Consider the following 26,227-nt stretch of genomic DNA (forward strand, 5'->3'; position numbering starts at 1 on the left):
CCCATTATGCGGAGGCCCGCTGCGCGGCGAAAGCCACATACCAGTCCAGGCTGCCGGGGTTTGCCATCGCCTCGCGGTTCACGACCTTCTCGATCGGCTGGCCCAGCAGCAGCTTCTTGATCGGCAGCTCCTGCTTCTTGCCCGAGAGCGTGCGCGGAATCTCGGCCACCTGGAAGATGTCGTTGGGCACGAAGCGCGGCGACAGCGAGGTCTTGATCGCGTTGTTGAGGCGCGTGCGCATGGCGTCGTCGAGCGCCACGCCGGGGCGCAGCACCACGAACAGCGGCATGTAGCTGTCGCGGCCCAGGTATTCGAGGTCGACCACCATCGAGTCGAGCACCTCGGGCAGGCCTTCGACCGCGCTGTAGATCTCGCTGGTGCCCATGCGCAGGCCCTGGCGATTGATGGTGGCGTCGCTGCGGCCGTAGATGATGCAGCCGCCGTCGCTGCCGACCTTGATCCAGTCGCCGTGGCGCCACACGCCCGGGTAGGTGTCGAAGTAGCTCGACACGTAGCGCGCATTGCCCTCGTCGCCCCAGAAGTACAGCGGCATCGACGGAATGGGTTGCGTGCACACCAGCTCGCCGACCTCGCCGATGACCGGCTGGCCCTGCTCGTTCCAGGCCTCGACCGCGTGGCCGAGTTCGCGGCACTGCATCTGGCCCGGCACTTCGGGCAGCTCGCGGTTGCCGCCGACGAAGGCGCCGCAGAAGTCGGTGCCGCCCGAGATGTTGCACCACCACACCTCTTTCGAGCCCGCATCGAGGATCTGCTGCGAGCCCCAGCGCTGCACCTCGTCGGGCAATGGCGAGCCGGTGCTGCCGAGCGCGCGCACGCGCGACAGGTCGCCGCAGTCTTTCGCGACGAGCCCCGCCTTCATGCAGTTGGTGAAGTAGGCCGCGCCCGCGCCGAAGAAGGTGACGCGGTGCTTGGCGACGAAGCGCCACAGCACGCCCCAGTCGGGCTTGTCCTTGCTGCCCGCCGGGTTGCCGTCGTAGATGCAGATGGTGGCGCCGAAGGCCAGGCCCGAGAGCTGCGAGTTCCACATCACCCAGCCCGTGGAGCTGTACCAGTGGTAGCGCTCGCCGAAGTTGTTGGCGCCGTAGCTCGCGCCCACGTCGTTGTGCAGGCCGCAGGCGTGCATGGTGAGCAGGATGCCGCCCTGCCCATGCACGATGGGCTTGGGCAGGCCGGTGGTGCCGCTCGAATAGACGATCCAGATCGGGTGGTCGAAGGGCAGCCACTCGGGCTCGAAGGCTGCGACTTCGGCGTCGTCGCGCGCGATGGCCTGCTGCCATTCGACGTCGTGCGCCACGGCGTTCGCAGCAAAAGGCGACTGCACGAGCAGCAGCTTCTGCACGCTCGGCAGCTGGCCGCGCAGCTCCTGCAGCACGGTGCTGCGGTCCAGCGGCTTGCCGCCGTAATGCACGCCGTCGACCGCGATCAGCAGCGTGGGTTCGATCTGGCGGAAGCGGTCGGCCACGGCGGCCGTGCCCATGTCAGGCGCGCACACGCTCCACACCGCGCCGATGCTGGAGCACGCGAGAAACGCCACCATGGTCTCGGGCACGTTCGGCATGTAGGCGGCCACGCGGTCGCCGCGTCGCACGCCGAGCGACTTCAGCGTGAGCGCCACCGAGGCCACCTGCCGACGCAGCTCGGGCCACGACAGCTCGCGCACCTCGCCGCGTTCGTTGTCGCTCACGATGGCGGGCAGGCCGGCCGCATGGGCCGCGTCGGCGTGGCGCAGCACCTCGCGCGTGTAGTTGACCTGCGCACCGGGAAACCAGCGCGCACCGGGCATGCGGCGTTCGGCGAGCACCGCGGTGTGCGGCGTGGGTGAGCGCAGGCCGGCGTAGTCCCAGATGCTCTGCCAGAAGGCATCGAGGTCGGTGACGGACCAGCGCCACAGCGCGTCGTAGCTGTCGAAGGCCAGGCCGCGCGTATCGCGCAGCCAGTTCTGATAAAGGCGGATCTGGGGGATGTTGGGAGCGGGCATGCCACGAGCGTAGCGCCGCGAACGGCCGTGCTCAATGAGGGTTGACCTCAGGGTTTGTACGTGTGTTCAACATTTTTGTACAGCCGTTCAATACGCCCCCATGAACGCTCGCACACCGCCGGCCCGAAAACGCAGCGCCTCGCCTGCATCACGCGCCCCGACCGTCGCGCCCGAGCCCGCGCGACCCGACCGCCGCCAGGCGATCCTGCTGGCGGCCGAGAAGCTCTTCGCGCAGCACGGCTACCACGCGGTGACGATCCGCCAGATCGCCGAAGAAGCCGGCGTGCCGCTCGCGCTGGTGGGCTACTACTTCGGCCCGAAGCACGAGCTGTTCCACGCGATCTTCGAACACTGGAGCCACACCATCGAGGAGCGACTGGCGCGCCTGGCGGCCGTGACCATCGACCCCGACGACGCGCGCACGCTGCCGCGCATCATCGAGGCCTTCACCGCGCCCGTGCTGGCGCTGCGCGCGAGCACCGAGGGCGAGTACTACGCACTGCTGGTGGCGCGCGAGCTGTACCACGCCACCGAGGAAGCCGACCGCGTGCTGCGCGGCTACTTCGACCCGCTGGCCGAGGCCTACATCGACGCACTGCACGTGGCGCTGCCGCACGTTTCGCGCAGCCAGGTCGCGTGGGGCTACCAGTTCGCGCTGGGCGCGCTGCTGCACCACCTGAACGACAGCCGCATCGAGCGGCTCTCGCGCGGCGAGAACACGCGCGCCGACCCGGCCGCGGCGCCGATGCTCGTGAACTTCATCGTCGGCGGGCTGCGCGCCGCGCTGCCGAAACCGAAGGCGGCATCGAAAGCCCCCGCCGCCAAGTCCTCACGCACGAAAAAGACCATCCCCAGGAGACCCCAGCCATGATGAAAAGACGCACCCTGCTGTCGGCGCTCGCGGCCGCATCGGCCACCGCCTCGTTGCCTTCGCGCGCACAGCAGGCCCACCCGAAGATCGTGTTCGGCTACACGGCGGTGACCGACTTCGCCTCGGTCTTCGTGGCGGCCGAAGAGGGCTACTTCAAGAAGCGCAGCCTCGACGTGGAGCTGAAGTTCATTCCGCTGAACTCCACCATCCCGGCCGCGCTGCAGTCCGACTCGCTGCAGATCGGCGGGCCCACGCCCTCGGTGTTCTTGCAGGCGGTGGACGGCGGGCTCGACCTCGTGCTGGTGGCCGGCGGCGGCCTCACTTCGAAGACGATCACGGGCTTCGGCCTCGTGGCACGCGCGGGCTCGGGCATCAAGAGCGCGCAGGACTGCGTGGGCAAGAAGATCGGCGTGCCGGGGCTCGGTGCCTTCCTGCACGTGACCTTCCGTGCGTGGCTGAAGGACAGCGGCGTCGACTACCGCAAGGTCAATTTCATCGAGGCCGCGTTCCCGCAGCATGCCGACCTGCTGCGCGGCGGCTCGGTCGACGCGGTGGTGTCGGCCGACCCGTTCATGAGCCGCATCACCGAGAGCGGCGCGGGCTACGTGGCCTCGTACTACTCGACCTTCCTGCCCGAGAACAACCAGACCATCGTGCACGCGGCCAAGCGCGAGTGGGTGGCGAAGAACCCCGCCACGGCGCGCGCCTTCCGCGAGGCGCTGGTCGAGGCCGGCGCCTTCATCCAGCAGCCGAAGAACGACGCGAAGGTGCGCACGGCCATCGGCAAGTACATCAAGCTGCCGCCCGAGGTGCTCGCCAAGGTGCAGGTCTCGCCGCCCGGCCCCGTGGTCACCGACAAGCAACTGGGCTACTGGACCGGGCTCATGAAGGAGCAGGACATGCTCAAGACGAACATCGACGTTGCGAAGCTGATCGCCAAGTGAGCGCGGCCGCCGATTCCTTTTTGCGCTTCGACGGCGTCACCATCCGCCTCGGCGGGCGCGAGATCCTGTCGCCCACGTCCTTCGACGTGGCGCGCGGCGAGTTCGTCTGCATCGTCGGCCCGAGCGGCTGCGGCAAGACCACGCTGCTGCGCGCGGCCAGCGGCCTCGTCACGGCCAGCGCCGGCGAGGTGCGGCGCAAGGGCGTGCCGATGACGGCGCCCTCGCGCGAAGTGGCCTTCGTGTTCCAGGACTACGGCCGCGCGCTGCTGCCGTGGCGCACGGTCGAAGGCAATGTGAGCCTGGCGCTCGAAGCGGCCGGCGTGCCCGCCGCCGAGCGCGCGCCGTGCATTGCCGACGTGCTCGGCAAGGTCGGGCTCGCGAAGCACGCGCACAAGTTTCCGGTGCAGCTGTCGGGCGGCATGCAGCAGCGCGCGCAGATTGCGCGCTGCCTCGCGCAGAAGCCCGAGCTGATGATGATGGACGAGCCCTTCGGCGCGCTCGATGCACTCACGCGCCAGAGCCTGCAGGACGAGCTCGCGCGGCTGGTGCGCGACGACGGGCTCACGGTGCTGTTCGTCACGCACGACCTGGAAGAAGCCATCTACCTCGGCGACCGCGTGATCGCGCTGCAGGCCAATCCCGGGCCGGGACGGCCGAGCCTGGCGCGGATGATCGACGTGAAGATCCCGCGTCCGCGCGACCAGCTCACGACGAAGGAGCATCCGGAATACCTGCAGTTGCGGCGTGAGCTGTTCGCCTTCATCGAGCAGGGTCATGACTGAAGGCCGTCTCTTTCGCTGGCTGCGGCCGTGGGTGTTTCCCGCGCTGCTGGTCGGCGCCTTCGAGTGGTACGCGCGGCGCGCGGCGGCGTTGGGCAGCGATGCGCTTGCACCGCCCAGCGCGGCCGCCAAGGCCTTTGTCGGCGCGGCCATGGACGGCTCGCTCTGGCAGGCCACGGGCTTCACGCTGGGCACGGCGGCACTGGGCCTGCTGCTGGGTGCGGTGCTCGGCATTGCATTCGGGCTGGTGCTCGGGCTCTCGCGCCGTGCGGCGCAGCTGGGCGCCGTGTCCATCGAGGTGCTGCGCCCCGTGCCGTCGGTCGCGCTGATCCCGCTTGCGATGCTGGGCTTCGGTTTCGGCGTGCGCATGGAAGTGGCCATCGTCGCCTTCGCCACCTTCTGGCCGCTGCTGGTGCTGGTGCAGTCGGCGGTGCAGCAGATCGAGCCCCGGCTGCTCGAGGTGAGCCGCGTGCTCGGGCTGTCGGCGCGCGAACGTGCCTTCAAGATCGTGCTGCCGGCCATCGTGCCTCGCCTGTTCGTCGCGCTGCGCCTCGGTGTGGCGGTGGCGCTGGTGGTGGCCGTGACGGTCGAGATCGCCGCCAATCCGCACGGCATGGGCTACGCGATGATGATCGCGCAGCAGAGCTTCGACCCCGCGCTGATGCTCGCGTGGCTGGGCTGGATCGGCGTGGTGGGCTTCGCGGTCAACGCGGGCATGGTGCGCCTGCAATCCCTGGTCGCGCGCCGCATGGGGGTGCAGCCATGAACAACAACCGCAACGACCGACTGGGTCTGGGGTGGCTGGGCTCCGTGGGCGTGCTGCTCGCGCTGGTTGCGCTGTGGTGGGTGGCGAGCAACGCGGGCTGGGTCAGCCGCGTGTTCCTGCCGACGCCGCAGGCCACCTTCGCGAGCCTGCTCGAAGGGCTCAATCTCTCTTCGGGCAACGATGGCAACGGCGAACTGCTGGCCTTCACGCAGGCCACGGTGGGCCGCATGGTCGAAGGCTGGTTGCTCGCCTCGCTCTTCGGCGTGCTGCTGGGCGCAGCCATCGGCGTGTCGCCCGCGGTGCGCGCGTGGGTGCAGCCGACGCTGGAGTTCATCCGCCCGCTGCCCGCCTCGGCGCTGCTGCCGCTGGCCATTTCGATCTTCGGGCTGAACCCCGGCATGGTGCTGTTCGTGGTCGCCTTCGGCGCGATGTGGCCGGTGCTGTTGGCCACGGTGCACGGCTTCGCCGCGGTGGAGCCGCGCCTGTCGGAGGTGGCGCGCTGCCTGCAGATGTCGCGCACCGCGTACATCTGGAAGATGGGCCTGCCCAACGCCATGCCCGACATCCTGGCCGGCATGCGGCTGGCGTTGACCATCGCGCTCATCGTCGCGGTGGTGGGCGAAATGATCGCCTCGCAAAGCGGCCTGGGCCAGGCCATCCTGCTGGCGGCGCGCGCCTTCCGCGCCAGCGATCTGTTCGCCGGCATCGTGCTGCTCGGGCTCATCGGCTTCGTGAGCAACGCGCTGCTGGCCTTGGCCGAAAAGCGCCTGCTGCGCTGGCAGCAGCCCTGACCAATTCCCTCCAATCCAACACCCCACAAGGAGCCTCGCCATGCCACGCAAGTTCGTCGACCTGTCGATCTTTCTCGAAAACGACGTGCTGTCCGATCCGCCGGCCTTTGCGCCGAAGATCCAGTACTTCACGCACGACAACACCTTCGAGCAGATCGAGCCCTTCTTTCCCGGCCTGAAGAAAGAAGACCTGCCCGACGGCGAAGGCTGGGCCGTGGAACTGGTGCAGCTGTCCACGCACAACGGCACGCACCTCGACGCGCCCTATCACTTTCACTCGACGATGGACAAGGCGCTGGGCGAGAAAAAGCCCGCCATCGCCATCCACGACGTGCCGCTCGAATGGTGCTTCCAGCCCGGCGTGAAGCTCGACTTTCGCCACTTCGCCGACGGTTACGTGGTCACAGCGGCCGATGTCGAGGCTGAGCTGAAACGCATCAACCATACGCTGAGCCCGCTGGAGATCGTGGTGGTCAACACGCGCGCCGGCTCGCGCTACGGCAACCCCGACTACGTGTCGGCCGGCGCGGGCATGGGCTACGAAGCCACGATGTACCTGCTGGAGCGCGGCGTGCGCCTCACGGGCACCGACGCCTGGAGCTGGGACGCGCCCTTCGTGCACACCGCGAAGAAATACGGCGAGACGCACGACGCCTCGCTCATCTGGGAAGGCCACAAGGCCGGGCGCGACATCGGCTACTGCCACATCGAGAAGCTGCACAACCTCGAGGTGCTGCCGCCCACGGGCTTTTTCATCAGCTGCTTCCCGCACAAGATCCGCGGCGCGTCGGCGGGCTGGACGCGCGCGGTGGCGATCTTCGATGACGCGCTGATGGCGTCGGTGTAAACATGATCGAACTCAACCACACGCACGACGTTGGCGCCCGCAGCTGGGTCGCCTCGGCCAACGTCGCGGGCAGCGACTTTCCGATCCAGAACCTGCCGTATGCGATGTTCCGCCGCACCGGCAGCCCCGAGCCGTTTCGCGGCGGCGTGGCCATCGGCGACCAGGTGCTCGACCTCGCGGCGCTGGCCGCGGGCTCACACGTCGACGGCCTGGCGCTCGATGCGGCGCGCGCCGCCGCCCTGCCCGCGCTGAACGATTTCTTCGCGCTCGGCCCGCCCGCCTGGCAGGCGCTGCGCCATGCGGTCTTCGCACTGCTGCACAGCGATGCGCCGGCCGCGACGGCGGACGACCTGCGCGGCTGCCTCGTGCCGCAGGCCGAGGTCGAATACACCGTGCCCGCGCGCATCGGCGACTACACCGACTTCTACACCTCGATCGACCATGCACTGAACATCAGCCGCCTGATGAACCCCGACGGCGACGTCACGCCCAACTTCCGCTGGGTGCCGACGGCATACCACGGGCGCGTGTCCACCATCGGCGTGAGCGGCCAGCGCTTTCACCGGCCGATGGGCCAGGCCATGGCACCCGGCGCGAAGGCGCCGACCTACCAGGCCTGCGCGCGGCTCGATTACGAGCTGGAGCTGGGCGTGTGGATCGGCCAGGGCAATGCGCAGGGCGAGGCGATTCCGCTCGCGCGCGCGGAAGACCACATCTTCGGTCTCTGCCTGCTCAACGACTGGTCGGCGCGCGACATCCAGTTCTGGGAAATGGCGCCGCTCGGGCCCTTCCTTGCAAAGAACTTCGCCACCACGATCTCGCCGTGGATCGTGACGATGGAAGCGCTGGCGCCCTACCGCCAGGCGTGGACGCGGCCCGTGAACGAGCCGCAACCGCTGGCGTACCTGGAGAGCAGCGCGAACCGCGAAGGCGGCGCGCTCGACATCCGGCTCGAGGTGTGGCTCGAAAGCGAGACAGCGCGCCAGCAGAAGACCGGGCCGTCGCGCCTGTCGGGCACGAGCTTCCGGCACCAGTACTGGAGCATTGCGCAGATGGTGGCGCACCACACGGTGGGCGGCTGCAGCCTGAACCCGGGCGACCTGTTCGGCAGCGGCACCATCTCGGGCCCCGGCGAGGGCGAGGCCGGCGCGATCATCGAGCTGACCCGCGCGGCCCAAACCCCGGTGACGCTGGCCAACGGCGAGACGCGCGGATTCCTGGAAGACGGGGATGCGGTGCTGCTGCGCGGCTGGTGCGAAAAGCCCGGCCATGCGCGCATCGGTTTCGGCGAGAGCCGGGGGACCGTGCTGCCGGCGCGAGGTTGAAAGCGACGCGCCAATGAAAAAGGCCACCTGGTGAGGTGGCCTTTTCATGCGATTTGGAGCGGGAAAAGAGTCTCGAACTCTCGACCTCAACCTTGGCAAGGTTGCGCTCTACCAACTGAGCTATTCCCGCGTGAGCCTCAGATTATAGGGTGGTTTGAGGCGGTTTGCCACCCTCCCCCGAAAAAATTTGAAATCAGGCGCCGAACACCAGCGCGCGGTGCATCGACACCCCGGCGAACAGCCCGTCGGCCGAGGCCAGCGTGGCGTTGGAAAAAGCCATCGCCACATCGCCCGCCGCATACACGCCGGGCACCGTGGTCGTCTTCATCGCATCGACGCGCAGCACCGGGCCCGTGGGGCCGTCGTCGAACGCGCAGCCCAGCTGCTCGGCCAGCGCACTGGTCGGCCGCGTGTGCGGCGCCACGAACAGCGCCTCGATCGGCACGCGCCGGCCGTCGTCCAGGCGCATGGTCGCGAGGTCCGTCCCGTGCCCTTCGAGGCCGGCGATGCGCCCGGGCTCCACGGCCACGCCGCGTGATTGCAGCCGGGCGCGTGCCTCGGCATCTGGCCCTTCCTCACCATTCAGGAAGAGCGTGGTCGGGCCCCACTCGGCGATCAGCAGCGCGTGGTCCGGCGGGTGCGCGCTGTGAAAGAGCATGCCCAGCGGACGGTCGCCGAACTCGTAGCCGTGGCAATAAGGACAGTGCAGCACGCTCTTCCCCCAGCGCTCGCCGAGGCCCGCGATGTCCGGCAGGCCGTCCTGCACGCCGAAGGCCAGCAGCAGCTTGCGCGTCGACAGCTGTTCCCCGCTGTTCAACAAGACCGTGAAGCCCTCCGCGCCATCGGCCGTCGCTGCGGTCACCGTGCCTTCGACGAAGGTGACCGACGGATAAGCGAGCAGCTTGTCGCGCGCATCGGCAATCATCTGCAGCGGCGGCATGCCGTCCTGCCCGAAGAAGCCATGCGAGGCCGCGGCGAAGCGGTTGCGCGGCGCCCCCGCGTCGACCACGCAGACCTTCCTGCGTGCGCGCGCCAGTTGCATGGCGGCGGAGAGGCCGGCAAAGCTGCCGCCCACGATGAGTGCGTCATGGCGCATGTGCGATGTCCTTCGCGGTGAAGCCGCCACCCGTCATGCGGCGATGAAAGTCCCTGGAGAGATCGGCCAGCGTGATCCCGTTGAGCCGCCGCAGTAGCAGCGCCTCGGCCTCCTGGCACGCCCCGTCGAGCGCCGCGTTCACCGCCTGCTCGACGATGCAGCCCGGGCTCTCGGTGCGGTTGCCCATGGCCAGCAGCGCAGGCGCGCCGACGGCGTTGTGGATGTCACCCAGCGTCACCGAATTCAACGAACACGACAGCACCCAGCCGCCGCCATGCCCCTTGGCCGAGCTGACGAAGCCGGCCTGCCGCAGCCCCGCCATGAGCCGTCGCACGACCACGGGGTTGGTCTGCATCGCCGCGGCGAGCGCCTCGGAGGTGATGGGGGCGTCCAGCTCGGCCATGTGCAGCAGCACGTGGAGCACGCCGGAAAGCTTGCTGTCTCGTTTCATGCAACATTATGAGTTGCATGTTTTCGATGGCATGGCACGTCGCGCCAAGAAACCCCGGATCGGGCGGGGATTTGCAAACGCCGCCCTAACGCACGAGCCCCCGATTCCGCCGACGGCCGATTCCCACAGCGTCGAGCGAACGCGCCGCACATGGCGACAACCTGCCGGCCCGTCATGGTTGCCCCCGAATCGATCGAACCCCGGTCGGTTCTGCAAACCGTGACTCAGCAACGAAAGGAACTGTCACTCATGACTACACATGCAACCAACCGCATCTTCATCGGCGCCATGCTGGCGGGCCTGCTGGCCCTCGGCGGGACGGCCCAGGCGCAAGGCGTCGGGGTCGGCGTGGGGGTCAACGCCGATGTGAAGGCCTCGGGCAGCACCGGCGCGACGCAAGGCGGCGCCGCAGGCGCACGCACGCAGGCCGGTGCGTCGGCCGATGCCAACGCGGACACCTCCACCTCCGGCGCGACCGGCGGCGTGGGCAATGCCGTCGGTGGCGTGCTCGGCACGGCCACGGGTGCGGTCGGCGGTGCCACCGGCGCCGTGGGCGGCGCGACGCAGGCCGTCGGCGGTGTGACCAACACCGTGGGCAGCACCGTGAACAGCGCGACCGGTGCCGCTGGCGCCGTGGGCGGCGCCGTGAAACCGGCCACGGCCGGCGCCAAGGCGAGCGGCAAGGCCCAGGGCTCGGGCGCGGTCGACCTGCACAAGAAGTAAGCAGGTCCAAGCTGCAGCGGCCGGACGCGGCTGTTGCAGCGCATCGCTCCGCAAGTAATCAAGCCCGCAGCGCCAAAGCGTTGCGGGCTTGTGTCGTTCAGAGGTCGGGGGCAGGCAGCTTGAAGAGGCTGGTGACTTCGGTGTCGAGCACCACCAGCGCGCGCTGGTTGAACAGCCGCCAGCGCCAGCGCAGGATGCCGAGCGTGGGGCGCTTCTCGGAGCGGCGCACCTCGATCACGTCGGCCACGAGCCGCAGCGCATCGCCGGGCCGCACGGGGTTCGGCCAGCGCACGTGTTCGAGCCCGGGCGACGCGAACGATTCAGAACCCGCCAGCGCCGCCTCGACCACCAGCCGCATCGCGATCGAGCAGGTGTGCCAGCCGCTCGCGATGAGCCCGCCGAACGGGCTGCCGGCGGCCGCCTCGGCGTCGGTGTGGAACCACTGCGGGTCGTAGGCCCGCGCGAACTGCACGAGTTCGGCTTCGGTGAGCACATACGGCCCGGCCTCGATGACCTGGCCTGCATGGAAGTCGGCGAACTGCATCCGCCGCAGCTTAGTACGTTTCGAGGTGCAGACGGCCTTCGCGCTTCAGCGCGGCGCCCACCGTATCCCAGTCGAGCCCCGCTTCCTTCGCCACGTCGCGCAGTGCGAGCACCACGCCCTCTTCCATGCTCTTGAGGCCGCACACGTAGAAGTGGCTGGCGCCGTCCTTGAGCAGCGCGGCCAGGTCGGCGGCGCGTTCGCGCATCAGGTCCTGCACGTAGCGCTTGGGTTGGCCCGGCGTGCGCGAGAACGCGAAGTTGATGTCGATGAAGTCTTTCGGCAGCGATTGCAGCGGGCCGAAGTACGGCAGTTCCTGCTGCGTGCGTGCGCCGAAGAACAGCATGAGCTTGCCGCCTTCGAACTTGCCGCTCTTGCGCAGGCGGCGGCGCCATTCGGTCATGGCGCGCATGGGCGCGCTGCCGGTGCCGGTGCAGATCATCACGATGTGCGACTTGGGGTGGTTCGGCATCAGGAACGAGGCGCCGAAGGGCCCCACCACCTGCACCGTGTCGCCCACCTTGAGGTCGCACACGTAGTTGGAGCACACGCCGCGCACCGGGTCACCTTCGTGGTCCTCGGTGACGCGCTTCACGGTGAGCGAGACGTTGTTGTAGCCGGGCCGCTCGCCGTTGCGCGGGCTGGCCACCGAGTACTGGCGCGCATGGTGGCGCTTGCCGATGGCATCGACGCCCGGCGGCACGATGCCGATCGACTGGCCTTCGAGCACCGGGAACGGCACCACGCCGAAGTCGAGCACGATGTGGTGCGTCTCGCTGTCGAAGCCGGCCTCGGTGCAGTTGAAGTTGCCCACCACGGTGGCGGTGGTCGGCGTCTTCGGCGGAAAGAGGTTGGTGTAGGCGTGCGCGGCCGACCAGGGCGGCACGCTGGCGCCGTACTGCGCGGAATTGAAGGCGGGCTCGGTGCCCTGCACGGCAGCCTGGGCCTGCGTCTGGGCAGGCACTTCCGCGGCCTCGGCGGCGGCGCCGGACACGCCCGCCGCCTCGAGTTCCTCGGGCGAGAGCTCGGCGGGGAGTTCTTCCCACGTGAGCTGTTCTTCGATGGTGTACGCACGCACCAGCGGCATGGTGCGCCAGTTGTCGATCGAGCCCGTGGGGCACGGCGAGATGCAGGCCATGCAGCCATTGCAGACGTCCGCACGCACGACATAGTTGTTGTCGTCGTGCGTGATCGCATTCACGGGGCAGGTCGCCTCGCAGGTGTTGCAGCGGATGCAGATCTCGGGGTCGATCAGGTGCTGCTTGATGACCCCGGCTTCAACGACCATGTCCATGTTGTTCTCCATGCCCTCGCCGTGGGGACGAGGGCTTCATATCCAGGTGCTCAGCCGAAACGCACGTACTCGAAATCGACGGGCTGGCGGTTGATGCCCATCACCGGCGGCGAGATCCAGCCTGCGAACTTGCCCGGCTCGATCACGCGGCCCATCAACGATGCCACGAAAGCGAAGTCTTCGGAACTCGGCAGCCATTCGTCGCGCTTGGCGGCCCATTCGATGTCGTTCACCACGCGGCCCTCGGGCGACATCTTGATGCCGGCGAGTGCGCCGATCTGGCGGTTGAAGGCCTTGTGCGGCACGACCAGGCGGGTGGGAATGCCGGCCTTCTCGAGCACCTTGTTCCAGCGGCCGACGCCGGCCACCGAGTCCTTGATGAAGTCGTCGCGCAGCACTTCGTTCAGGGCGTTGAGCATCGGCACGTCCTTCTCGACGAGCTGGCCGTCCTTGACCTCGAGCACCTTGTAGGTCTGGCCCTTGAGCACGTGATCGTCGTCGCGCTTGCCTTCTTCGTAGCGGCCCTTCAGGCCCGAGCTGTAGAAGATGGCGGCGTTGCTCGACTGGTCGGCGCCGAACAGGTCGATGGTCACCGAGTAGTGGAAGTTCAGGTAGCGCTGGATGGTGCCCAGGTCGATGCAGCCGGCGGCGCGGATCTTCTGCGCGTCGTCGGTCTTGAGCTCGTTCATGACCTGCGCGGTGCGCGCGATGACGCGCGACACGCCGCTCTCGCCCACGAACATGTGGTGCGCCTCTTCGGTCAGCATGAACTTCGTGGTGCGCGCCAGCGGGTCGAACGCGCTCTCGGCCAGCGCGGCCAGCTGGAACTTGCCGTCGCGGTCGGTGAAGTAGGTGAACATGAAGAACGCGAGCCAGTCGGGCGTCTTCTCGTTGAAGGCGCCCAGGATGCGCGGGTTGTTGGCGTCGCCCGAGGTGCGCTGCAGCAGCGCGTCGGCCTCTTCGCGGCCGTCGCGGCCGAAGTGCTTCTGCAGCAGGTAGACCATGGCCCACAGGTGGCGGCCTTCTTCGACGTTGATCTGGAACAGGTTGCGCAGGTCGTACATCGACGGCGCCGTGAGGCCCAGGTGGCGCTGCTGCTCGACCGACGCGGGCTCGGTGTCGCCCTGCGTGACGATGATGCGGCGCAGGTTGGCGCGGTGTTCGCCGGGCACGTCCTGCCAGACCTTCTCGCCCTTGTGGTCGCCGAAGTGCACTTCGCGGTTGGCGTCGCCCGGGTTCAGGAAGATGCCCCAACGGTAATCGCGCATCTTCACGTGGCCGAACTGCGCCCAGCCCTGCGGGTCGACGCTCACGGCGGTGCGCAGGTACACCTCGTGGTTGGTCGAGCCCTCGGGGCCCACGTCGTCCCACCAGTTGATGAAGTTGGGCTGCCAGCCTTCGAGCGCGCGCTGCAGCGTGCGGTCTTCGCCGAGGTTGACGTTGTTGGGGATCTTCTCGCTGTAGTTGATCGTGCTCATCGTTGTTCCTTGGGTTGTGCGGACTGCTCTGTGCTCAAACGCGGTTCAGGTCGAAGCCGGCTTTCTGGCCGGTGCCGTAGACCTTCAAGGCGCCCTTTTCGCCGACGGCGTTGGGGCGGTTGAAGATCCAGTTCTGCCAGGCCGTGAGGCGGCCGAAGATGCGGGTGGCCATGTTCTCCTTGCTCGCGAAGCGCAGGTTGGCTTCGAGGCCGGTGAGTGCGTCGGGCGACATGGCGGCGCGCTCTTCGATGGCGATGCGGATCTCGTCGTCCCAGTCGATGTCGTCGGGCGCGGCGGTCACGAGGCCGAGCTTCACGGCTTCGTCGGCGTCGAGCGCCTGGCCGGCGGCGGCGCGCGCGGCTTCGAGCGGCGCGGTCTCTTCATAGAAGCGGCGCTGCAGGCGGCTCTGGTCGTTCACCATCGGGAAGAAGCCGAAGTTGAATTCGTTGAGCGTGAGCTTCGGTGCGCGCGCGGCGTCGTCGGGCAGCGCGAGCATGTAGGTGCGGTCGGCCGCGAAGGCCAGTTCGGCCAGCGTGCCGGCGAAGCACGAGCCGGCCTCGACCAGCGCGAACAGGCTGCGCGACGACACATCGAGGCGCGCCAGCGTGCGGCGCAGGCCGCCGATGGTTTCGCGCACCAGCCAGTGGTCCTTGTTCGCGAACATCACGGCATCGGATGCGAGCACGGCGGCGGCGTCGCCTTCGGTCTTGAGCAGCCAGGTGCCGACGTCGAGTTCGTTGGTGCGCAGGTTGAGGATGGCGTCATCGAGTTCGCGGCACACGGCCAGCGGCCACCATGCGGCGCCGGCGGCTTCGATGGCGGCGATGTCGGCCGGCTGCGCGCCGGTGGGTGCCTTCACGGTGATCGTCGCGGTGCGCTTGCTGCGGTCGATCTGCACGTTGACGTTGGCATACGCGATGCCGTCGGCGCTGTCGGTGCGCTCGACGCGGGTCAGGGCCACGCCCTTGGCGCCGGCGGGGCGGTCGCTGCCGGCGGCGAGTTGCGTGGCGCGTTCCTGCACGGCGGCGGGGAACTGCGCGGGCTTGGCCACGGCATCGACCAGGCGCCAGTCGACCGCGCGCTGGCCTCGCACGCCTTCGACGCTGGTGCAGAAGATGTCGGCGAGGTCGTGGCGCACGTGGCGCTTGTCGGTCACGCGGGTCAGGCCGCCGGTGCCGGGCAGCACGCCGAGCAGGGGCACTTCGGGCAGCGAGACGGACGAGGAGCGGTCGTCGACCAGCAGGATTTCGTCGCAGGCCAGTGCCAGCTCGTAACCGCCGCCGGCGCAGGCGCCGTTCACAGCCGCGAGGAACTTCAGGCCCGAGTGCCTGGAGGTGTCTTCCATGCCGTTGCGCGTCTCGTTGGTGAACTTGCAGAAGTTCACCTTCCAGGCGTGGCTGGAAACGCCGAGCATGAAGATGTTGGCGCCGGAGCAGAAGATGCGGTCCTTGCCGCTGGTGACGATCACGCTGCGCACTTCGGGATGCTCGAAGCGGATGCGGTTGAGCGCGTCGTTCAGCTCGATGTCCACGCCCAGGTCGTAGCTGTTGAGCTTGAGCTTGTAGCCGGGGCGGATGCCGCCGTCTTCCGCGATGTCGAGCGTGAGGCGCGCAATGGCGCCGTCGAAGCTCAGCGACCAGTGGCGGTACTGGGCGGGTTCGATGCGGTAGTCGACGCGCTGGGGCGCCTGGAGCGTGGTGTCGGTCATGCGGAAGTCTCCTGTGGGGCTGTGTTCAGAAAACCGTGAACAGGAATAATAATGCACTTCCTTGTTCCGATGACATGCATCATGCTGCATGCAAACAGGCAAGTCAATGCCTGTTGTGCTTTTTTTCAGATTTCAGGATCGGGCAGGGCTTGTGCGGGGCGCACGACGGATCAGGGGGCGTGCGCAGGACACCGGGTACTTCCCTCCGCGAATGTCCCCCGGGCTTCGCCCTCCTCCTTGATTTCGCTGCGGGAAGCACCCAGTGCCCTGCGCACGGGGGCACGCGGTCGGTTCACGGCCGATCAACAACTGCTCTGAAACGCTCACGCCGATGGGGTGCCTTGCGCAGCGAAATCAAGGAGGAGGCCGCAGGCCGGGGGACATTCGCGGAGCAAGGTACCCCGTCGGCGTGAGCGTCGCCCTGAACGACGCCGCCAACGCCAGCAAGCGGAAAACTCAGGCCAGCCCCATCGACTGCCGAGCGACCGCGCGCAACGCCTGAAAGCTCTGCGGCAAGGTCTTTCCACTGGTATCGACCGACAGATCGGCCTTCGAATAAAAGGCGGCACGCCCATTCAGGATGCGGCGCAGGTCTTCCATGGCTTCCTTGCTGGCCGCCATCGGGCGGGTGTCGCCCTGCGCGGCCACGCGGCCCATGTGCTCTTCGGGCGCGGCCTGCAGCCACACGGTGGTGCAGTGGGCCAGCAGCTCGTTGAAGGTGGCCGGGTCGGACACGATGCCGCCGGGCGTGGCGATGACCACCTCGCTGTAGATCTGCACCGCCTCTTCCAGCGCGCGGCGCTCGTAGCGGCGGTAGGCGTTGGTGCCGTACAGGTCGTGGATTTCGCGCACGCTGCAGCCCGCGAGCTTCTCGATCTCGCGGCTCAGCTCGATGAACGGAATTTCGAGGTCTTCGGCCAGCATCTGGCCCAGCGTCGACTTGCCCGCGCCGCGCAGCCCCACGAGCGCGATGCGCCGGTGCCGCGCCGGGTCGACCGAGGCTGTGCCCAGCATCTCGCCGAGCGCCACGCGCACGCGGCGCAGGTCGGCCTCGCTGCGGTGCTCGAGCAGTTCGCGGATCAGCAGCCACTCGGGCGAACTGGTCGTCACGTCGCCCACCAGCTCGGCCAGCGAGCAGTGCAGCGCCCCGGCCACCTGCTGCAGCACCAGGATCGATGCGTTGCCGATGCCGTATTCCAGGTTCGCCAGGTGGCGCTCCGACACGTCGGCCGCCAGGGCCACCGCCTTGCGCGTGAGGCCGCGCTGCGCGCGCAGGTTGCGCACGCGGTCACCCAGTGCCACCAGCAATGGGTTCTTGGCCTCCCCGGCCACGGCGGCGCCGTGGTTGCCGGTGCCGCCCTCGGGCGCGGTGGCCAGCACCGCGTCTACATGCTCGTTCATGCCATTCCTCGTTCTTCGCCGGGATTGTGCGCGCTCAGGGTAAACACCATAGATGCACTATATTGCTTGACACCTGTTGTCTCGCTGCTTATTGTTCGATCACACGCAAGATACTGCACACGCAGACGTCCTGCAAGAAGTCGATAGTTCATCCGTTCGAGGCCCACGATGTCCGACACCCCCACGCCCGCCACCGGCAAGGCGGCATTTCACCAGCTGATCGCCGACCTGACCGCCGAGATCGCCGGCCAGCCGCTGGACGACACGCTCGACCAGTGGCTCAACGCCACCCACGGCGCCGGCAGCGCCCGTTTTGCGCAACTGCGCCAGGCCTGCATCGGCGGCGTCGCCGAAGGCTGGCTGTGCGATCGCGAAGGCGGCGGCATCAAGTACGGCCGCGTCTTCAAGGCCGAGGACGCATTGCACCGCTTCTCGGTCGACGTGGTCGACATGCAGGACCTCGCCGGCCCGCACCACACGCACCCGAACGGCGAGATCGACCTGATCATGCCGCTGGACGACACCCCCGCCGCCACCTTCGACGGACGGCCCGCGGGCTGGTGCGTCTACGGGCCCGGCACCGCACACCGCCCGACCGTGGCCCAGGGCCGCGCACTCGTCCTCTACCTGCTGCCCGAAGGGCAGATCAAGTTCACTTCATGACCGACCTTCTCGCCAACCACGTCGCCGGCCGCTGGCAAAGCGGCACGGGCGCCGGCACGCCCCTGTTCGACCCGGTGCTCGGCACCGAACTCGCGCGCGTCGACGCCACCGGCCTCGACCTGCCCGAAGCTTTTGCCTTTGCGCGTGAGCAAGGCGGCCGCGCGCTGCGCGCCCTCACCTACCGCCAGCGCGCCGGCCTGCTCGCCGCGCTCGTGAAGGTGCTGCAGGCGAACCGCGACGCGTACTACGAGATCGCCACCGCGAACTGCGGCACGGTGAAGAACGACTCGGCCGTCGACATCGACGGCGCGATCTTCACGCTCGGCCAGTACGCCAAGTGGGGCGATGCACTCGGCGACGTGCGCGCGCTGCGCGACGGCGAGGCCGTGAAGCTCGGCAAGGAGCCGGTGTTCCAGTCGCAGCACCTGCAGGTGCCGACGCACGGCGTGGCGCTGTTCATCAACGCCTTCAACTTCCCCTCGTGGGGCCTGTGGGAAAAGGCCGCGCCCGCGCTGCTGTCGGGCGTGCCCGTGATCGTGAAGCCCGCCACGGCCACCGCCTGGCTCACGCAACGCATGGTGAAAGACGTGGTCGATGCGGGCGTGCTGCCGGCCGGCGCGCTGTCGGTCATCTGCGGCAGCTCGGCCGGCCTGATGGACCAGCTCCAGCCCTTCGACGTGGTCTCGTTCACCGGCTCGGCCGAGACGGCCGCCATCATCCGTTCGCACCCGGCCGTGGCCGAGCGTTCGGTGCGCGTGAACATCGAGGCCGACAGCCTCAACAGCGCCCTGCTGCTGCCCGGCGCCGCGCCCGGCAGCGAGGCCTTCAACCTGCTCGTGCGCGAAGTGGTGCGCGAGATGACGGTCAAGTCGGGCCAGAAGTGCACCGCCATCCGCCGCATCCTGGTGCCGGCCGAGATGTACGACGCCGCCGCCGAAGCCATCGGCGCGAAGCTCGCGGGCGTCACGGTCGGCAACCCGCGCAACGAGAACGTGCGCATGGGTTCGCTAGTGAGTCGCGCGCAGCTGAACGCGGTGCGCGACGGCCTCGACGCGCTGGCCGCGCAAACCACCGTGCTGCACGACAGCCGCAACAAACCCCTCATCGACGCCGACCCCGCCGTGGCCGCCTGCATCGGCCCCGTGCTGCTGGGCGCGCGCGACGCCGATGCGGCACAGCGCGTGCACGACGTGGAAGTGTTCGGCCCGGTCGCCACGCTGCTGCCCTACAACGACCTCGCGCACGGCATCGCGCTCGCGCACCGTGGCCAGGGCTCGCTCGTCACCTCGCTGTACGGCAGCGACGATGCCGCGCTGGCCCAGGCCGCGCTGTCGGTCGCACCGAGCCACGGTCGCGTGCACGTCATCACGCCCGAAGTCGCGCAAGCCCACACCGGCCACGGCAACGTGATGCCGATGTCGCTGCACGGCGGCCCCGGCCGCGCGGGCGGCGGCGCCGAACTGGGCGGCCTGCGCGCGCTCGACTTCTATCACCGCAAGAGCGCGGTGCAGGCGAGCCCCGGCGTGCTCGCCGCCCTCGGCCTCTAGAGCCAGCCACGCACAGGCCCCAAGGAGACACACGATGAACAGCAGCCTGCCCGCACGATTCAACTTTGCCGAACACCTGTTCGCCCTCAACCGCGGCCGCGCCGAGCGCACCGCCTACATCGACGACCGCGGCACGCTGGGCTACGGCCAGCTCGAAGACCGCGCGCGCCGCCTGGCCGCCGCGCTGAAGGCCGCGGGCATCCGCCGCGAAGAGCGCGTGCTGCTGCTCATGCTCGACGGCAACGACTGGCCCGTGAGCTTCCTGGGCTGCCTCTACGCGGGCATCGTGCCGGTGGCCGTGAACACGCTGCTCACGCCTGACGACTACGCCTACATGCTCGACCACAGCCGCGCGCAGGCGGTGCTGGTGTCGGGCGCACTGCTGCCGACCTTGCAGGATGCGATGGCGCGCGGCGGCCATGAAGTGCAGACGCTGTTCGTGTCGCAACCGACGGGCGCGCTGCCCGAAGGCGCGCAAGAGTTCGAAGCCGCGCTCGCCGCCGCCGAGCCCCTGACCGCACCGGCACCCACCGCGTCGGACGACCCTGGCTTCTGGCTCTATTCCTCCGGCTCCACCGGCAAGCCCAAGGGCACGGTGCACACGCACGCCAACCTGTGGTGGACCGCCGAGCTCTACGGCAAGCCCGTGCTCGGCCTCACCGAAGGCGACGTGTGCTTCTCCGCCGCCAAGATGTACTTCGCGTACGGCCTGGGCAATGCGCTGACCTTCCCGCTGTCGGTGGGTGCCACCGTCGTGCTGATGGCCGAGCGCCCCACGCCCGACGCTACCTTCCGCCGCTGGACCGAGCACAAGCCCACCGTGTTCTTCGGCGCGCCCACCGGCTTCGCCGGCATGCTCGCGTCGCCGAAACTGCCGGCGCGCGAAGCCGTGGCGCTGCGCATGTGCTCGTCCGCCGGCGAAGCACTGCCGGGCGAGATCGCACAGCGTTTCAAGGCGCACTTCGGCTGCGAGATCATCGACGGCATCGGCTCGACCGAGATGCTGCACATCTTCATCTCCAACCGCCCCGGCGACGTGCGCTACGGCACCACGGGCAAGCCGGTGGACGGCTACGAGGTCGAACTGCGCGGCGAAGACGGCCGCCCCGTGCCCGACGGCGAGGTGGGCGACCTGTACATCCGCGGCCCGAGCTCGGCGCTCATGTACTGGTGCAACCGCGAGAAATCGCGCGACACCTTCCAGGGCGGCTGGACCAAGAGCGGCGACAAGTACACACGCGACGCCGACGGCTACTTCACCTACGCCGGGCGCAGCGACGACATGCTCAAGGTCAGCGGCATCTACGTCTCGCCCTTCGAGGTCGAGGCCACGCTGATGCAGCACCCCGCCGTGCTCGAGGCCGCCGTCATCGGCAAGGACGACGCCGACGGGCTCACGAAGACCAAGGCCTTCGTGGTGCTGAAAGACGGCGCCGCCGCCACCGAGGACGAGCTCAAGGCCTTCGTGAAGGAGCGCCTGGCGCCCTACAAGTACCCGCGCTTTCTGGAGTTCGTGAGCGAGCTGCCGAAGACGGCCACCGGCAAGATCCAGCGCTTCCGGCTGCGCGAACGCGAGAAGCAGGCATGAGCACGCCGACGGTTGCCACCGACTTCGCCACCATCGACTGGCGCGGGCGCACCGTGCGCATCGAGTGCCGGTGGATCGCCCCCGAGCGCGGCGCCGACACCCCGCTCATCGTGTTCCTGCACGAAGGCCTGGGCTCCGTCGCGATGTGGAAGGACTTTCCCGCCCAAGTGTGCGAGGCCGCCGGTGCGCGCGGCCTCGTGTTCTCGCGCCCCGGCTACGGGCGTTCCACGCCGCGCGCCGAGGACGAGATCTGGGACGTCGACTTCATGCACCGCCAGGCGCACGAGGTGCTGCCCGCGCTGTTCGCCGCGCTGAAGCTCGGCGACGAGAAGCCGTGGCTCTTCGGCCACAGCGACGGCGGCTCGATCTCGCTGCTGTACGCCTCGCGCTTTTCCGACAAGGTCGCGGGCCTCGTGGTGCTCGCGCCGCACATCTTCGTGGAAGACAAGACCGTCGCGAACATCGAAGTCGCGCGCACCGCCTACCGCACCACCGACCTGCCCAGCAAGCTCGGCCGCTACCACGACAGCGCCGACTCGGCCTTCTGGGGCTGGAACCGCATCTGGCTGCACCCGCCCTTTCGCGACTGGAACATCGAGGCCGAGCTGGCCACGATCCGCTGCCCCGTGCTCGCGATGCAGGGCATCGACGACGAGTACGGCACGCTCGCGCAGATCCGCGACATCGCACCGCGCGTCGGTGGGATTTGCGAGCTGCTCGAAATCCCTGAATGCGGGCATTCCCCGCATCGCGATCAGCCGGATCGTGTCATCGTCGCGACCGCTTCTTTCATCACCAACAACAGGAGACAGACACCATGACGAACCTTCGCACCGCGCGCCTGGCGCTCACGGCCATCGCCTTCGCCGCCCTGGCCTCCGCGGCCGGCGCACAGGGCACGGCAAAGCTCAAGGTCGGCCTCATGCTGCCCTATAGCGGTACCTACACCGCCCTGGGCGTGGCCATTGAAAACGGCTTCAAGCTCTACGTGGAACAGCAAGGCGGCAAGCTCGCCGGCCGCGAGATCGAATACTTCAAGGTCGACGACGAGTCCGACCCCGCCAAGGCGACCGACAACGTCAACAAGCTCATCAAGCGCGACAACGTCGACGTGATCGTGGGTACCGTGCACTCGGGCGTGGCCATGGCCATGGCCAAGGCCGCCAAGGAAAGCGGCACCGTGCTCATCGTGCCGAACGCCGGCGCCGACGCGGTGACGGGCCCCATGTGCGCGCCCAACATCTTCCGCAGCTCGTTCAGCAACTGGCAGCCGGCCTACGCCATGGGCGAGGTGGCGGCCAAGCAGCAGGGCAAGAAGAAGGTCATGACCATCACCTGGAAGTACGCGGCCGGCGAAGAGTCGGTGAACGGCTTCAAGGAAGGCTTCGAGAAGAACGGCGGCAAGGTCGACAAGCAGCTCACCCTGCCCTTCCCCAACGTGGAATTCCAGGCCCTGCTGACCGAGATCGCGGCAGCCAAGCCCGACGCGGTGTACGCCTTCTTCGCGGGCGGCGGCGCGGTGAAGTTCGTCAAGGACTACCAGGCCGCCGGCCTGAACAAGACCATCCCGCTGTACGGCCCCGGCTTCCTGACCGACGGCACGCTCGACGCACAGGGCGAATCGGCGCAAGGCATGCTCACCACGCTGCACTACGCCGACGGCCTGAACACCCCGCGCGACAACGCCTTCCGCGTGGCGTATGCCAAGTCGTTCAAGCTGCAGCCCGACGTGTACGCGGTGCAGGGCTACGACGCCGCGCAGATGCTGGGCGTGGGCCTGAATGCCACCAAGGGCGACATCTCGAAGAAGGCCGAGTTCACGGGCGCGATCGAGAAGGCGAAGATCGACAGCCCGCGCGGCACCTTCACGGTGAGCAAGTCGCACAACCCGGTGCAGGACATCTACCTGCGCAAGGTGGAAGGCAAGGAAAACAAGCTCGTCAGCACGGCCATCAAGGGCCTGTCTGATCCGGCTCGCGGCTGCCGGATGTAAGCAGGGCCACGGGCCTTCGGTTCTCTCTCGTTCCCTCGCGGCCCCGATCCATTTCACGGGGTTGCGAGCCGCCTTGCGGCAACCACACTCAACTGGGATCACACGGTGGATTTCGGAACCTTCTTGGTGCAGTGCCTGAACTCCGTTCAGTACGGCCTGCTGCTCTTTCTCGTGGCCTCGGGGCTGACGCTGATCTTCGGGATCATGGGCGTCATCAACCTCGCCCACGGGAGCTTCTACATGATCGGCGCCTACATGGCGTTCTCGCTGGCGCCGCTATTCGGCGACCAGTTCCTGCTGATGCTGGTGGCCGGCGTGGTGCTGGCCGCAATCTTCGGCTACGTGCTGGAGTGGGCCTTCTTCAGCTACCTCTACCAGCGCGACCACCTGCAGCAGGTGCTCATGACCTACGGGCTCATCCTGGTGTTCGAGGAACTGCGCTCCATCTTCGTGGGCAACGACGTGCACGGCGTGAAGGTGCCCGCGTGGCTGGACGGCAGCTTCGCGCTGGGCAACGTCATGAGCTACCCGTGGTATCGCCTGTTTGCCTCGGCCGCCTGCATCGTGCTGGCCGTGGGCCTGTACTACGTGGTGAACCGCACGCGCCTGGGCATGATGATCCGCGCCGGCGCCAGCAACCGCGACATGGTGCGCGGCCTGGGCATCGACGTGAAGCGGCTGTACCGCATCGTGTTCGCGGCCGGCGTGGCGCTGGCGGCACTGGCCGGCATGATCGCCGCGCCCATGTCCTCGGTGTACCCCAACATGGGCGCGAGCGTGCTCATCATCTGCTTCGTGCTGGTGGTGATCGGCGGCATCGGCTCGATCACCGGGGCGCTCGTGGCCTCGCTGCTGGTGGGCTTCGTCGACACCTTCGGCAAGGTGTTCTTCGCCGACCTGGCGGGCATCGGCATCTACCTCTTGATGGCCATCGTGCTGATCTGGAAGCCCGAAGGCTTGATGGGGAGGCGGCCATGAGCCCCGTGGTTGCATCCGCACCTTCGTCGCCGCGGCGTGGTGCCTTCATCGTGCCCGTGCTGTGCGCCATCGCGCTCGCCGTGGCCGGCCCGCTGCTGGGCAACTACGCGTCGGACTTCATCGTCAAGGTGATGATCCTGTCGATCTTTGCGCTCAGCCTGGAGCTGCTGGTGGGCATGACCGGGCTCGTGAGCCTGGGCCATGCGGCCTTCTACGGCATCGGCGCCTACGTCACCGTGCTGGCCTCGGGCAACGAGGGCGGCAACTTCGCAGTGCTGCTGGTGCTGTCGATGGGCGCGGCGGCGCTGTATGCGCTGTTCGTCGGTGCGCTGAGCCTGCGCACGCGCGGCGTGTACTTCATCATGGTCACGCTGGCCTTCGCGCAGATGGCGTTCTTCGTGTTCCACGACACCAAGGTCGGCGGCGGCAGCGACGGCATCTACCTGTACGTGCGCCCGGCCCTCGGCGCGCTCGACATGGAGAACCGCACGGTGCTGTTCTACGTGGTGCTGGCGGCGCTGGTGTTCACCTACGGCCTGCTGGCGCTCATCCGCCGCTCGCGCTTCGGCGCGGCGCTCGCGGGCATCCGCGTGAACGAGCAGCGCATGCGCGCGGCGGGCTTCGCGGTGTACGGCTACAAGCTCGCAGCCTTCGTGCTCGCGGGCGCGCTGGCCGGGCTCGCGGGCTTCCTGCTGGCCTCGCGCGACGGCGTGGTCAACCCCGAGCTGATGGCCTGGCACAACTCGGGCGAGGTGCTGCTGATGGTGATCCTGGGCGGCCTCGGCCACCTGCGCGGCGCGGTGATCGGCGCCGTGGCCTTCACGCTGCTGAAGGAAATCTTCTCCACCCACGCCGTGATGGGCCCGCTGGCCGACCACTGGCAGCTCACGCTGGGCATTGCCATCATCGTGTTCGTGGCGCTGCTGCCCAAGGGCCTGATCGGCCTGGTGCAGCGCCTGTCGCCGAAGGGAGGCGCATGACCACCGCACTGCTGTCCGTGGACAAGCTCACGCGCCGCTTCGGCGGCCTCACGGCCGTCAACGCCGTCACGCTCGACCTGCACGTCGGCGAGGTGCATGCGGTGATCGGCACCAACGGCGCCGGCAAGTCGACGCTCATCAACATGCTCTCGGGCGAGATCGAGGCCTCCGAAGGCCGCATCGCGCTGGACGGCGTGGACATCACCGCGCGCGCGCAGTCGCGCCGCGCCCGCGACGGCGTGGGCCGCAGCTACCAGCGCACCACCATCTTCCCGGAGTTCACGGTGCACGAGAACTGCCGCCTCGCCGCACAGGCCGCCACGGCGAAGCCCTGGGCGATCTGGCAGTCGTCGCAGCGCTGCGCCACCAGCAACGCGTCGGCCGACGCCGCGCTCGAAGCGGCGGGCCTCACGGCCGAAGCCCGGCGCGTCGCCGGCACGCTGAGCCACGGCGCGCAACGCCAGCTCGAAGTGGCAATGTGCCTGGCCACCCACCCGCGCGTGCTGCTGCTGGACGAACCGCTCGCCGGCATGGGCGCGGAAGAAACCGACCGCATGCTCACGCTGCTCGCGCGGCTGAAGGCCACGCACGCCATCCTGCTGGTGGAGCACGACATGGACGCCGTGTTCCGCATCGCCGACCGCATCACGGTGATGGTGAACGGCACCGTCATCGCCACGGGCAACCCCCAGGAAATTCGCGAGAACCCCGAGGTCCGCACGGCCTACCTCGGCGAGGAGCAACACTGATGCTGATCGTTCGCGACCTCAACACCTACTACGGCAACAGCCACATCCTGCGCGGTGTGCACGCCGGCATTCCGGCGGCGACCTCCGTCGGCCTGCTCGGGCGCAACGGCATGGGCAAGACCACGCTGATCCGCACCATCATGGGCTACGTACGGCCCGCGTCAGGCGAAGTGCAGGTCGACGGCCGCACGGTCACCGGCCTGCCGCCCGAGAAGATGGCACGCCTGGGCATCGGCTACGTGCCCGAGGGGCGCGGCATCTTCCCGAACCTGTCGGTGCGCGAGAACCTCGTGATGAGCGAACGCGCCGGCATCGACGGCCAGCGCGCCTGGACCTTCGACCGCGTGATGGCCACCTTCCCGCGCCTGTCGGAACGGCTCACGCACGGCGGCCAGCAGCTGTCGGGCGGCGAGCAGCAGATGCTCTCCATCGGCCGCGCGCTCATGACCAACCCGCGCCTCCTGATCCTCGACGAAGCGACCGAAGGCCTTGCGCCGCTGATCGTGGCCGAGATCTGGCGCGTGATCAGCGAGATCCGCGCGACGGGCATCGCCACGCTGATCGTCGACCGCGACTACCGCAAGGTGCTCGCGCACACCGACCTGGCGGTGGTGATGGAGAAGGGGCAGATCGTGCGGCATGGGGCGTCGGCCGATCTGCTGGCAGAGCCAAAGGTGCTGGAGGAACTGCTGGGCGTGTGAGCACGCGTGGCGGG

General features: G+C 68.5%; 25 protein-coding genes and 1 tRNA gene. 17 read left to right on the forward strand and 9 right to left on the reverse strand.

Annotated elements, in window-relative coordinates; all coding sequences use genetic code 11:
* Positions 1-4: 4 nt before the first annotated feature.
* Entirely contained in the window at positions 5-1,999 is a 1,995-nt protein-coding gene (locus tag AC07OX_RS29515; RefSeq protein WP_495263072.1) for an acetoacetate--CoA ligase, read from the reverse strand.
* A 100-nt stretch (positions 2,000-2,099) separates the two neighbouring features.
* On the opposite strand from AC07OX_RS29515, the gene AC07OX_RS29520 reads away from it, so the two are divergent.
* Genes AC07OX_RS29520 through fahA form a run of 7 tightly spaced genes read left to right on the forward strand, consistent with a single transcriptional unit; the run spans position 2,100 to position 8,322 of the window.
* Positions 2,100-2,870 carry a TetR/AcrR family transcriptional regulator gene (locus AC07OX_RS29520; RefSeq protein WP_495263071.1) on the forward strand — a complete coding sequence of 257 codons (771 nt, stop codon included), beginning with the start codon at positions 2,100-2,102 and terminating at the stop codon, positions 2,868-2,870.
* The gene (locus AC07OX_RS29525; protein WP_139703483.1) at positions 2,867-3,814 is read left to right on the forward strand and encodes an ABC transporter substrate-binding protein; all 948 of its coding nucleotides are present in this window, start codon (positions 2,867-2,869) and stop codon (positions 3,812-3,814) included. Before AC07OX_RS29520 ends, AC07OX_RS29525 begins: the two co-directional genes overlap by 4 nt.
* A complete protein-coding gene (locus AC07OX_RS29530) occupies positions 3,811-4,596 on the forward strand; it encodes an ABC transporter ATP-binding protein (RefSeq protein ID WP_495263070.1) in 786 nt (261 codons plus the stop codon). The genes AC07OX_RS29525 and AC07OX_RS29530 overlap by 4 nt, the downstream gene beginning before the upstream one ends.
* Positions 4,589-5,359, forward strand: a complete 771-nt coding sequence (locus AC07OX_RS29535) for an ABC transporter permease (RefSeq protein WP_487850409.1) — start codon at positions 4,589-4,591, stop codon at positions 5,357-5,359. Before AC07OX_RS29530 ends, AC07OX_RS29535 begins: the two co-directional genes overlap by 8 nt.
* Complete coding sequence (locus AC07OX_RS29540; protein WP_495263069.1) at positions 5,356-6,150, forward strand: ABC transporter permease; 795 nt, start codon at positions 5,356-5,358, stop codon at positions 6,148-6,150. The genes AC07OX_RS29535 and AC07OX_RS29540 overlap by 4 nt, the downstream gene beginning before the upstream one ends.
* Positions 6,151-6,190: 40 nt before the next feature.
* Positions 6,191-6,997: a cyclase family protein gene (locus AC07OX_RS29545; RefSeq protein WP_062470343.1), complete on the forward strand. Its 807-nt coding sequence runs from the start codon at positions 6,191-6,193 to the stop codon at positions 6,995-6,997.
* Between the two features lie 2 nt (positions 6,998-6,999).
* Positions 7,000-8,322: a fumarylacetoacetase gene (gene fahA, locus AC07OX_RS29550; protein WP_495263068.1), complete on the forward strand. Its 1,323-nt coding sequence runs from the start codon at positions 7,000-7,002 to the stop codon at positions 8,320-8,322.
* Positions 8,323-8,376: 54 nt separating this feature from the next.
* Here the strand turns inward: fahA and AC07OX_RS29555 are convergent.
* The 3 genes from AC07OX_RS29555 to AC07OX_RS29565 form a co-directional block, all read right to left on the reverse strand.
* Positions 8,377-8,452, reverse strand: a tRNA-Gly gene (locus AC07OX_RS29555).
* A 63-nt stretch (positions 8,453-8,515) separates the two neighbouring features.
* Positions 8,516-9,418: an NAD(P)/FAD-dependent oxidoreductase gene (locus AC07OX_RS29560; RefSeq protein WP_495263067.1), complete on the reverse strand. Its 903-nt coding sequence runs from the start codon at positions 9,416-9,418 to the stop codon at positions 8,516-8,518.
* Positions 9,408-9,869 carry an Rrf2 family transcriptional regulator gene (locus AC07OX_RS29565; RefSeq protein WP_495263066.1) on the reverse strand — a complete coding sequence of 154 codons (462 nt, stop codon included), beginning with the start codon at positions 9,867-9,869 and terminating at the stop codon, positions 9,408-9,410. Before AC07OX_RS29565 ends, AC07OX_RS29560 begins: the two co-directional genes overlap by 11 nt.
* Before the next feature lie 249 nt (positions 9,870-10,118).
* Here AC07OX_RS29565 and AC07OX_RS29570 point away from each other — a divergent pair, with 249 nt between their 5' ends.
* Positions 10,119-10,592, forward strand: a complete 474-nt coding sequence (locus AC07OX_RS29570) for an adhesin (RefSeq protein ID WP_495263065.1) — start codon at positions 10,119-10,121, stop codon at positions 10,590-10,592.
* A gap of 97 nt (positions 10,593-10,689) precedes the next feature.
* On the opposite strand, the gene AC07OX_RS29575 is transcribed toward AC07OX_RS29570, so the two are convergent.
* From AC07OX_RS29575 to AC07OX_RS29595, 5 genes are all read right to left on the reverse strand, one after another.
* On the reverse strand, positions 10,690-11,136 hold the full coding sequence (locus AC07OX_RS29575) for a MaoC family dehydratase (protein WP_062470325.1): 447 nt from the start codon (positions 11,134-11,136) through the stop codon (positions 10,690-10,692).
* Positions 11,137-11,146: 10 nt separating this feature from the next.
* Entirely contained in the window at positions 11,147-12,427 is a 1,281-nt protein-coding gene (gene boxA / locus AC07OX_RS29580) for a benzoyl-CoA 2,3-epoxidase subunit BoxA (RefSeq protein ID WP_070061454.1), read from the reverse strand.
* A gap of 50 nt (positions 12,428-12,477) precedes the next feature.
* Positions 12,478-13,905, reverse strand: coding sequence for a benzoyl-CoA 2,3-epoxidase subunit BoxB (gene boxB / locus AC07OX_RS29585; protein WP_062470322.1), 1,428 nt, complete (start codon positions 13,903-13,905; stop codon positions 12,478-12,480).
* A 34-nt stretch (positions 13,906-13,939) separates the two neighbouring features.
* Positions 13,940-15,613, reverse strand: coding sequence for a 2,3-epoxybenzoyl-CoA dihydrolase (gene boxC, locus AC07OX_RS29590; RefSeq protein WP_495263064.1), 1,674 nt, complete (start codon positions 15,611-15,613; stop codon positions 13,940-13,942).
* A gap of 456 nt (positions 15,614-16,069) precedes the next feature.
* Positions 16,070-17,014, reverse strand: a complete 945-nt coding sequence (locus AC07OX_RS29595) for a helix-turn-helix transcriptional regulator (RefSeq protein ID WP_489062249.1) — start codon at positions 17,012-17,014, stop codon at positions 16,070-16,072.
* 168 nt (positions 17,015-17,182) lie between these two features.
* Between AC07OX_RS29595 and AC07OX_RS29600 the strand changes: the two genes are divergently transcribed.
* The 9 genes from AC07OX_RS29600 (at position 17,183) to AC07OX_RS29640 (ending at position 26,213) form a co-directional block, all read left to right on the forward strand.
* Complete coding sequence (locus AC07OX_RS29600; protein ID WP_492738640.1) at positions 17,183-17,677, forward strand: 4-hydroxylaminobenzoate lyase; 495 nt, start codon at positions 17,183-17,185, stop codon at positions 17,675-17,677.
* Entirely contained in the window at positions 17,674-19,224 is a 1,551-nt protein-coding gene (locus AC07OX_RS29605; protein ID WP_495263063.1) for a 3,4-dehydroadipyl-CoA semialdehyde dehydrogenase, read from the forward strand. Before AC07OX_RS29600 ends, AC07OX_RS29605 begins: the two co-directional genes overlap by 4 nt.
* A 34-nt stretch (positions 19,225-19,258) precedes the next feature.
* Positions 19,259-20,812, forward strand: coding sequence for a benzoate-CoA ligase family protein (locus tag AC07OX_RS29610; protein WP_495263062.1), 1,554 nt, complete (start codon positions 19,259-19,261; stop codon positions 20,810-20,812).
* On the forward strand, positions 20,809-21,633 hold the full coding sequence (locus AC07OX_RS29615; RefSeq protein WP_495263061.1) for an alpha/beta fold hydrolase: 825 nt from the start codon (positions 20,809-20,811) through the stop codon (positions 21,631-21,633). Before AC07OX_RS29610 ends, AC07OX_RS29615 begins: the two co-directional genes overlap by 4 nt.
* Positions 21,630-22,805: an ABC transporter substrate-binding protein gene (locus AC07OX_RS29620; RefSeq protein ID WP_070061398.1), complete on the forward strand. Its 1,176-nt coding sequence runs from the start codon at positions 21,630-21,632 to the stop codon at positions 22,803-22,805. Before AC07OX_RS29615 ends, AC07OX_RS29620 begins: the two co-directional genes overlap by 4 nt.
* A 105-nt stretch (positions 22,806-22,910) precedes the next feature.
* Complete coding sequence (locus tag AC07OX_RS29625; protein WP_062470301.1) at positions 22,911-23,783, forward strand: branched-chain amino acid ABC transporter permease; 873 nt, start codon at positions 22,911-22,913, stop codon at positions 23,781-23,783.
* Complete coding sequence (locus AC07OX_RS29630) at positions 23,780-24,763, forward strand: branched-chain amino acid ABC transporter permease (protein ID WP_307582574.1); 984 nt, start codon at positions 23,780-23,782, stop codon at positions 24,761-24,763. Before AC07OX_RS29625 ends, AC07OX_RS29630 begins: the two co-directional genes overlap by 4 nt.
* Positions 24,760-25,512 (forward strand): ABC transporter ATP-binding protein, encoded by a 753-nt coding sequence (locus AC07OX_RS29635; RefSeq protein ID WP_495263060.1) that lies wholly within the window; start codon positions 24,760-24,762, stop codon positions 25,510-25,512. Before AC07OX_RS29630 ends, AC07OX_RS29635 begins: the two co-directional genes overlap by 4 nt.
* The gene (locus AC07OX_RS29640; protein WP_495263059.1) at positions 25,512-26,213 is read left to right on the forward strand and encodes an ABC transporter ATP-binding protein; all 702 of its coding nucleotides are present in this window, start codon (positions 25,512-25,514) and stop codon (positions 26,211-26,213) included. The genes AC07OX_RS29635 and AC07OX_RS29640 overlap by 1 nt, the downstream gene beginning before the upstream one ends.
* The last annotated feature ends 14 nt before the right edge of the window (positions 26,214-26,227 follow it).

This window comes from Variovorax sp. GW821-FHT09D07, from assembly GCF_059416345.1.

Coding starts and splice junctions, on each gene's coding strand:
- AC07OX_RS29595 (WP_489062249.1), bottom strand. CDS start 17,014: ATGAACGAGCATGTAGACGCGGTGCTGGCCACCGCGCCCGAGGGCGGC.
- AC07OX_RS29545 (WP_062470343.1), top strand. CDS start 6,191: ATGCCACGCAAGTTCGTCGACCTGTCGATCTTTCTCGAAAACGACGTG.
- AC07OX_RS29615 (WP_495263061.1), top strand. CDS start 20,809: ATGAGCACGCCGACGGTTGCCACCGACTTCGCCACCATCGACTGGCGC.
- AC07OX_RS29600 (WP_492738640.1), top strand. CDS start 17,183: ATGTCCGACACCCCCACGCCCGCCACCGGCAAGGCGGCATTTCACCAG.
- AC07OX_RS29540 (WP_495263069.1), top strand. CDS start 5,356: ATGAACAACAACCGCAACGACCGACTGGGTCTGGGGTGGCTGGGCTCC.
- AC07OX_RS29630 (WP_307582574.1), top strand. CDS start 23,780: ATGAGCCCCGTGGTTGCATCCGCACCTTCGTCGCCGCGGCGTGGTGCC.
- AC07OX_RS29570 (WP_495263065.1), top strand. CDS start 10,119: ATGACTACACATGCAACCAACCGCATCTTCATCGGCGCCATGCTGGCG.
- AC07OX_RS29560 (WP_495263067.1), bottom strand. CDS start 9,418: ATGCGCCATGACGCACTCATCGTGGGCGGCAGCTTTGCCGGCCTCTCC.
- AC07OX_RS29610 (WP_495263062.1), top strand. CDS start 19,259: ATGAACAGCAGCCTGCCCGCACGATTCAACTTTGCCGAACACCTGTTC.
- boxA (WP_070061454.1), bottom strand. CDS start 12,427: ATGGACATGGTCGTTGAAGCCGGGGTCATCAAGCAGCACCTGATCGAC.
- AC07OX_RS29535 (WP_487850409.1), top strand. CDS start 4,589: ATGACTGAAGGCCGTCTCTTTCGCTGGCTGCGGCCGTGGGTGTTTCCC.
- AC07OX_RS29565 (WP_495263066.1), bottom strand. CDS start 9,869: ATGAAACGAGACAGCAAGCTTTCCGGCGTGCTCCACGTGCTGCTGCAC.
- AC07OX_RS29640 (WP_495263059.1), top strand. CDS start 25,512: ATGCTGATCGTTCGCGACCTCAACACCTACTACGGCAACAGCCACATC.
- AC07OX_RS29575 (WP_062470325.1), bottom strand. CDS start 11,136: ATGCAGTTCGCCGACTTCCATGCAGGCCAGGTCATCGAGGCCGGGCCG.
- boxC (WP_495263064.1), bottom strand. CDS start 15,613: ATGACCGACACCACGCTCCAGGCGCCCCAGCGCGTCGACTACCGCATC.
- AC07OX_RS29525 (WP_139703483.1), top strand. CDS start 2,867: ATGATGAAAAGACGCACCCTGCTGTCGGCGCTCGCGGCCGCATCGGCC.
- AC07OX_RS29520 (WP_495263071.1), top strand. CDS start 2,100: ATGAACGCTCGCACACCGCCGGCCCGAAAACGCAGCGCCTCGCCTGCA.
- boxB (WP_062470322.1), bottom strand. CDS start 13,905: ATGAGCACGATCAACTACAGCGAGAAGATCCCCAACAACGTCAACCTC.
- AC07OX_RS29605 (WP_495263063.1), top strand. CDS start 17,674: ATGACCGACCTTCTCGCCAACCACGTCGCCGGCCGCTGGCAAAGCGGC.
- AC07OX_RS29515 (WP_495263072.1), bottom strand. CDS start 1,999: ATGCCCGCTCCCAACATCCCCCAGATCCGCCTTTATCAGAACTGGCTG.
- fahA (WP_495263068.1), top strand. CDS start 7,000: ATGATCGAACTCAACCACACGCACGACGTTGGCGCCCGCAGCTGGGTC.
- AC07OX_RS29635 (WP_495263060.1), top strand. CDS start 24,760: ATGACCACCGCACTGCTGTCCGTGGACAAGCTCACGCGCCGCTTCGGC.
- AC07OX_RS29620 (WP_070061398.1), top strand. CDS start 21,630: ATGACGAACCTTCGCACCGCGCGCCTGGCGCTCACGGCCATCGCCTTC.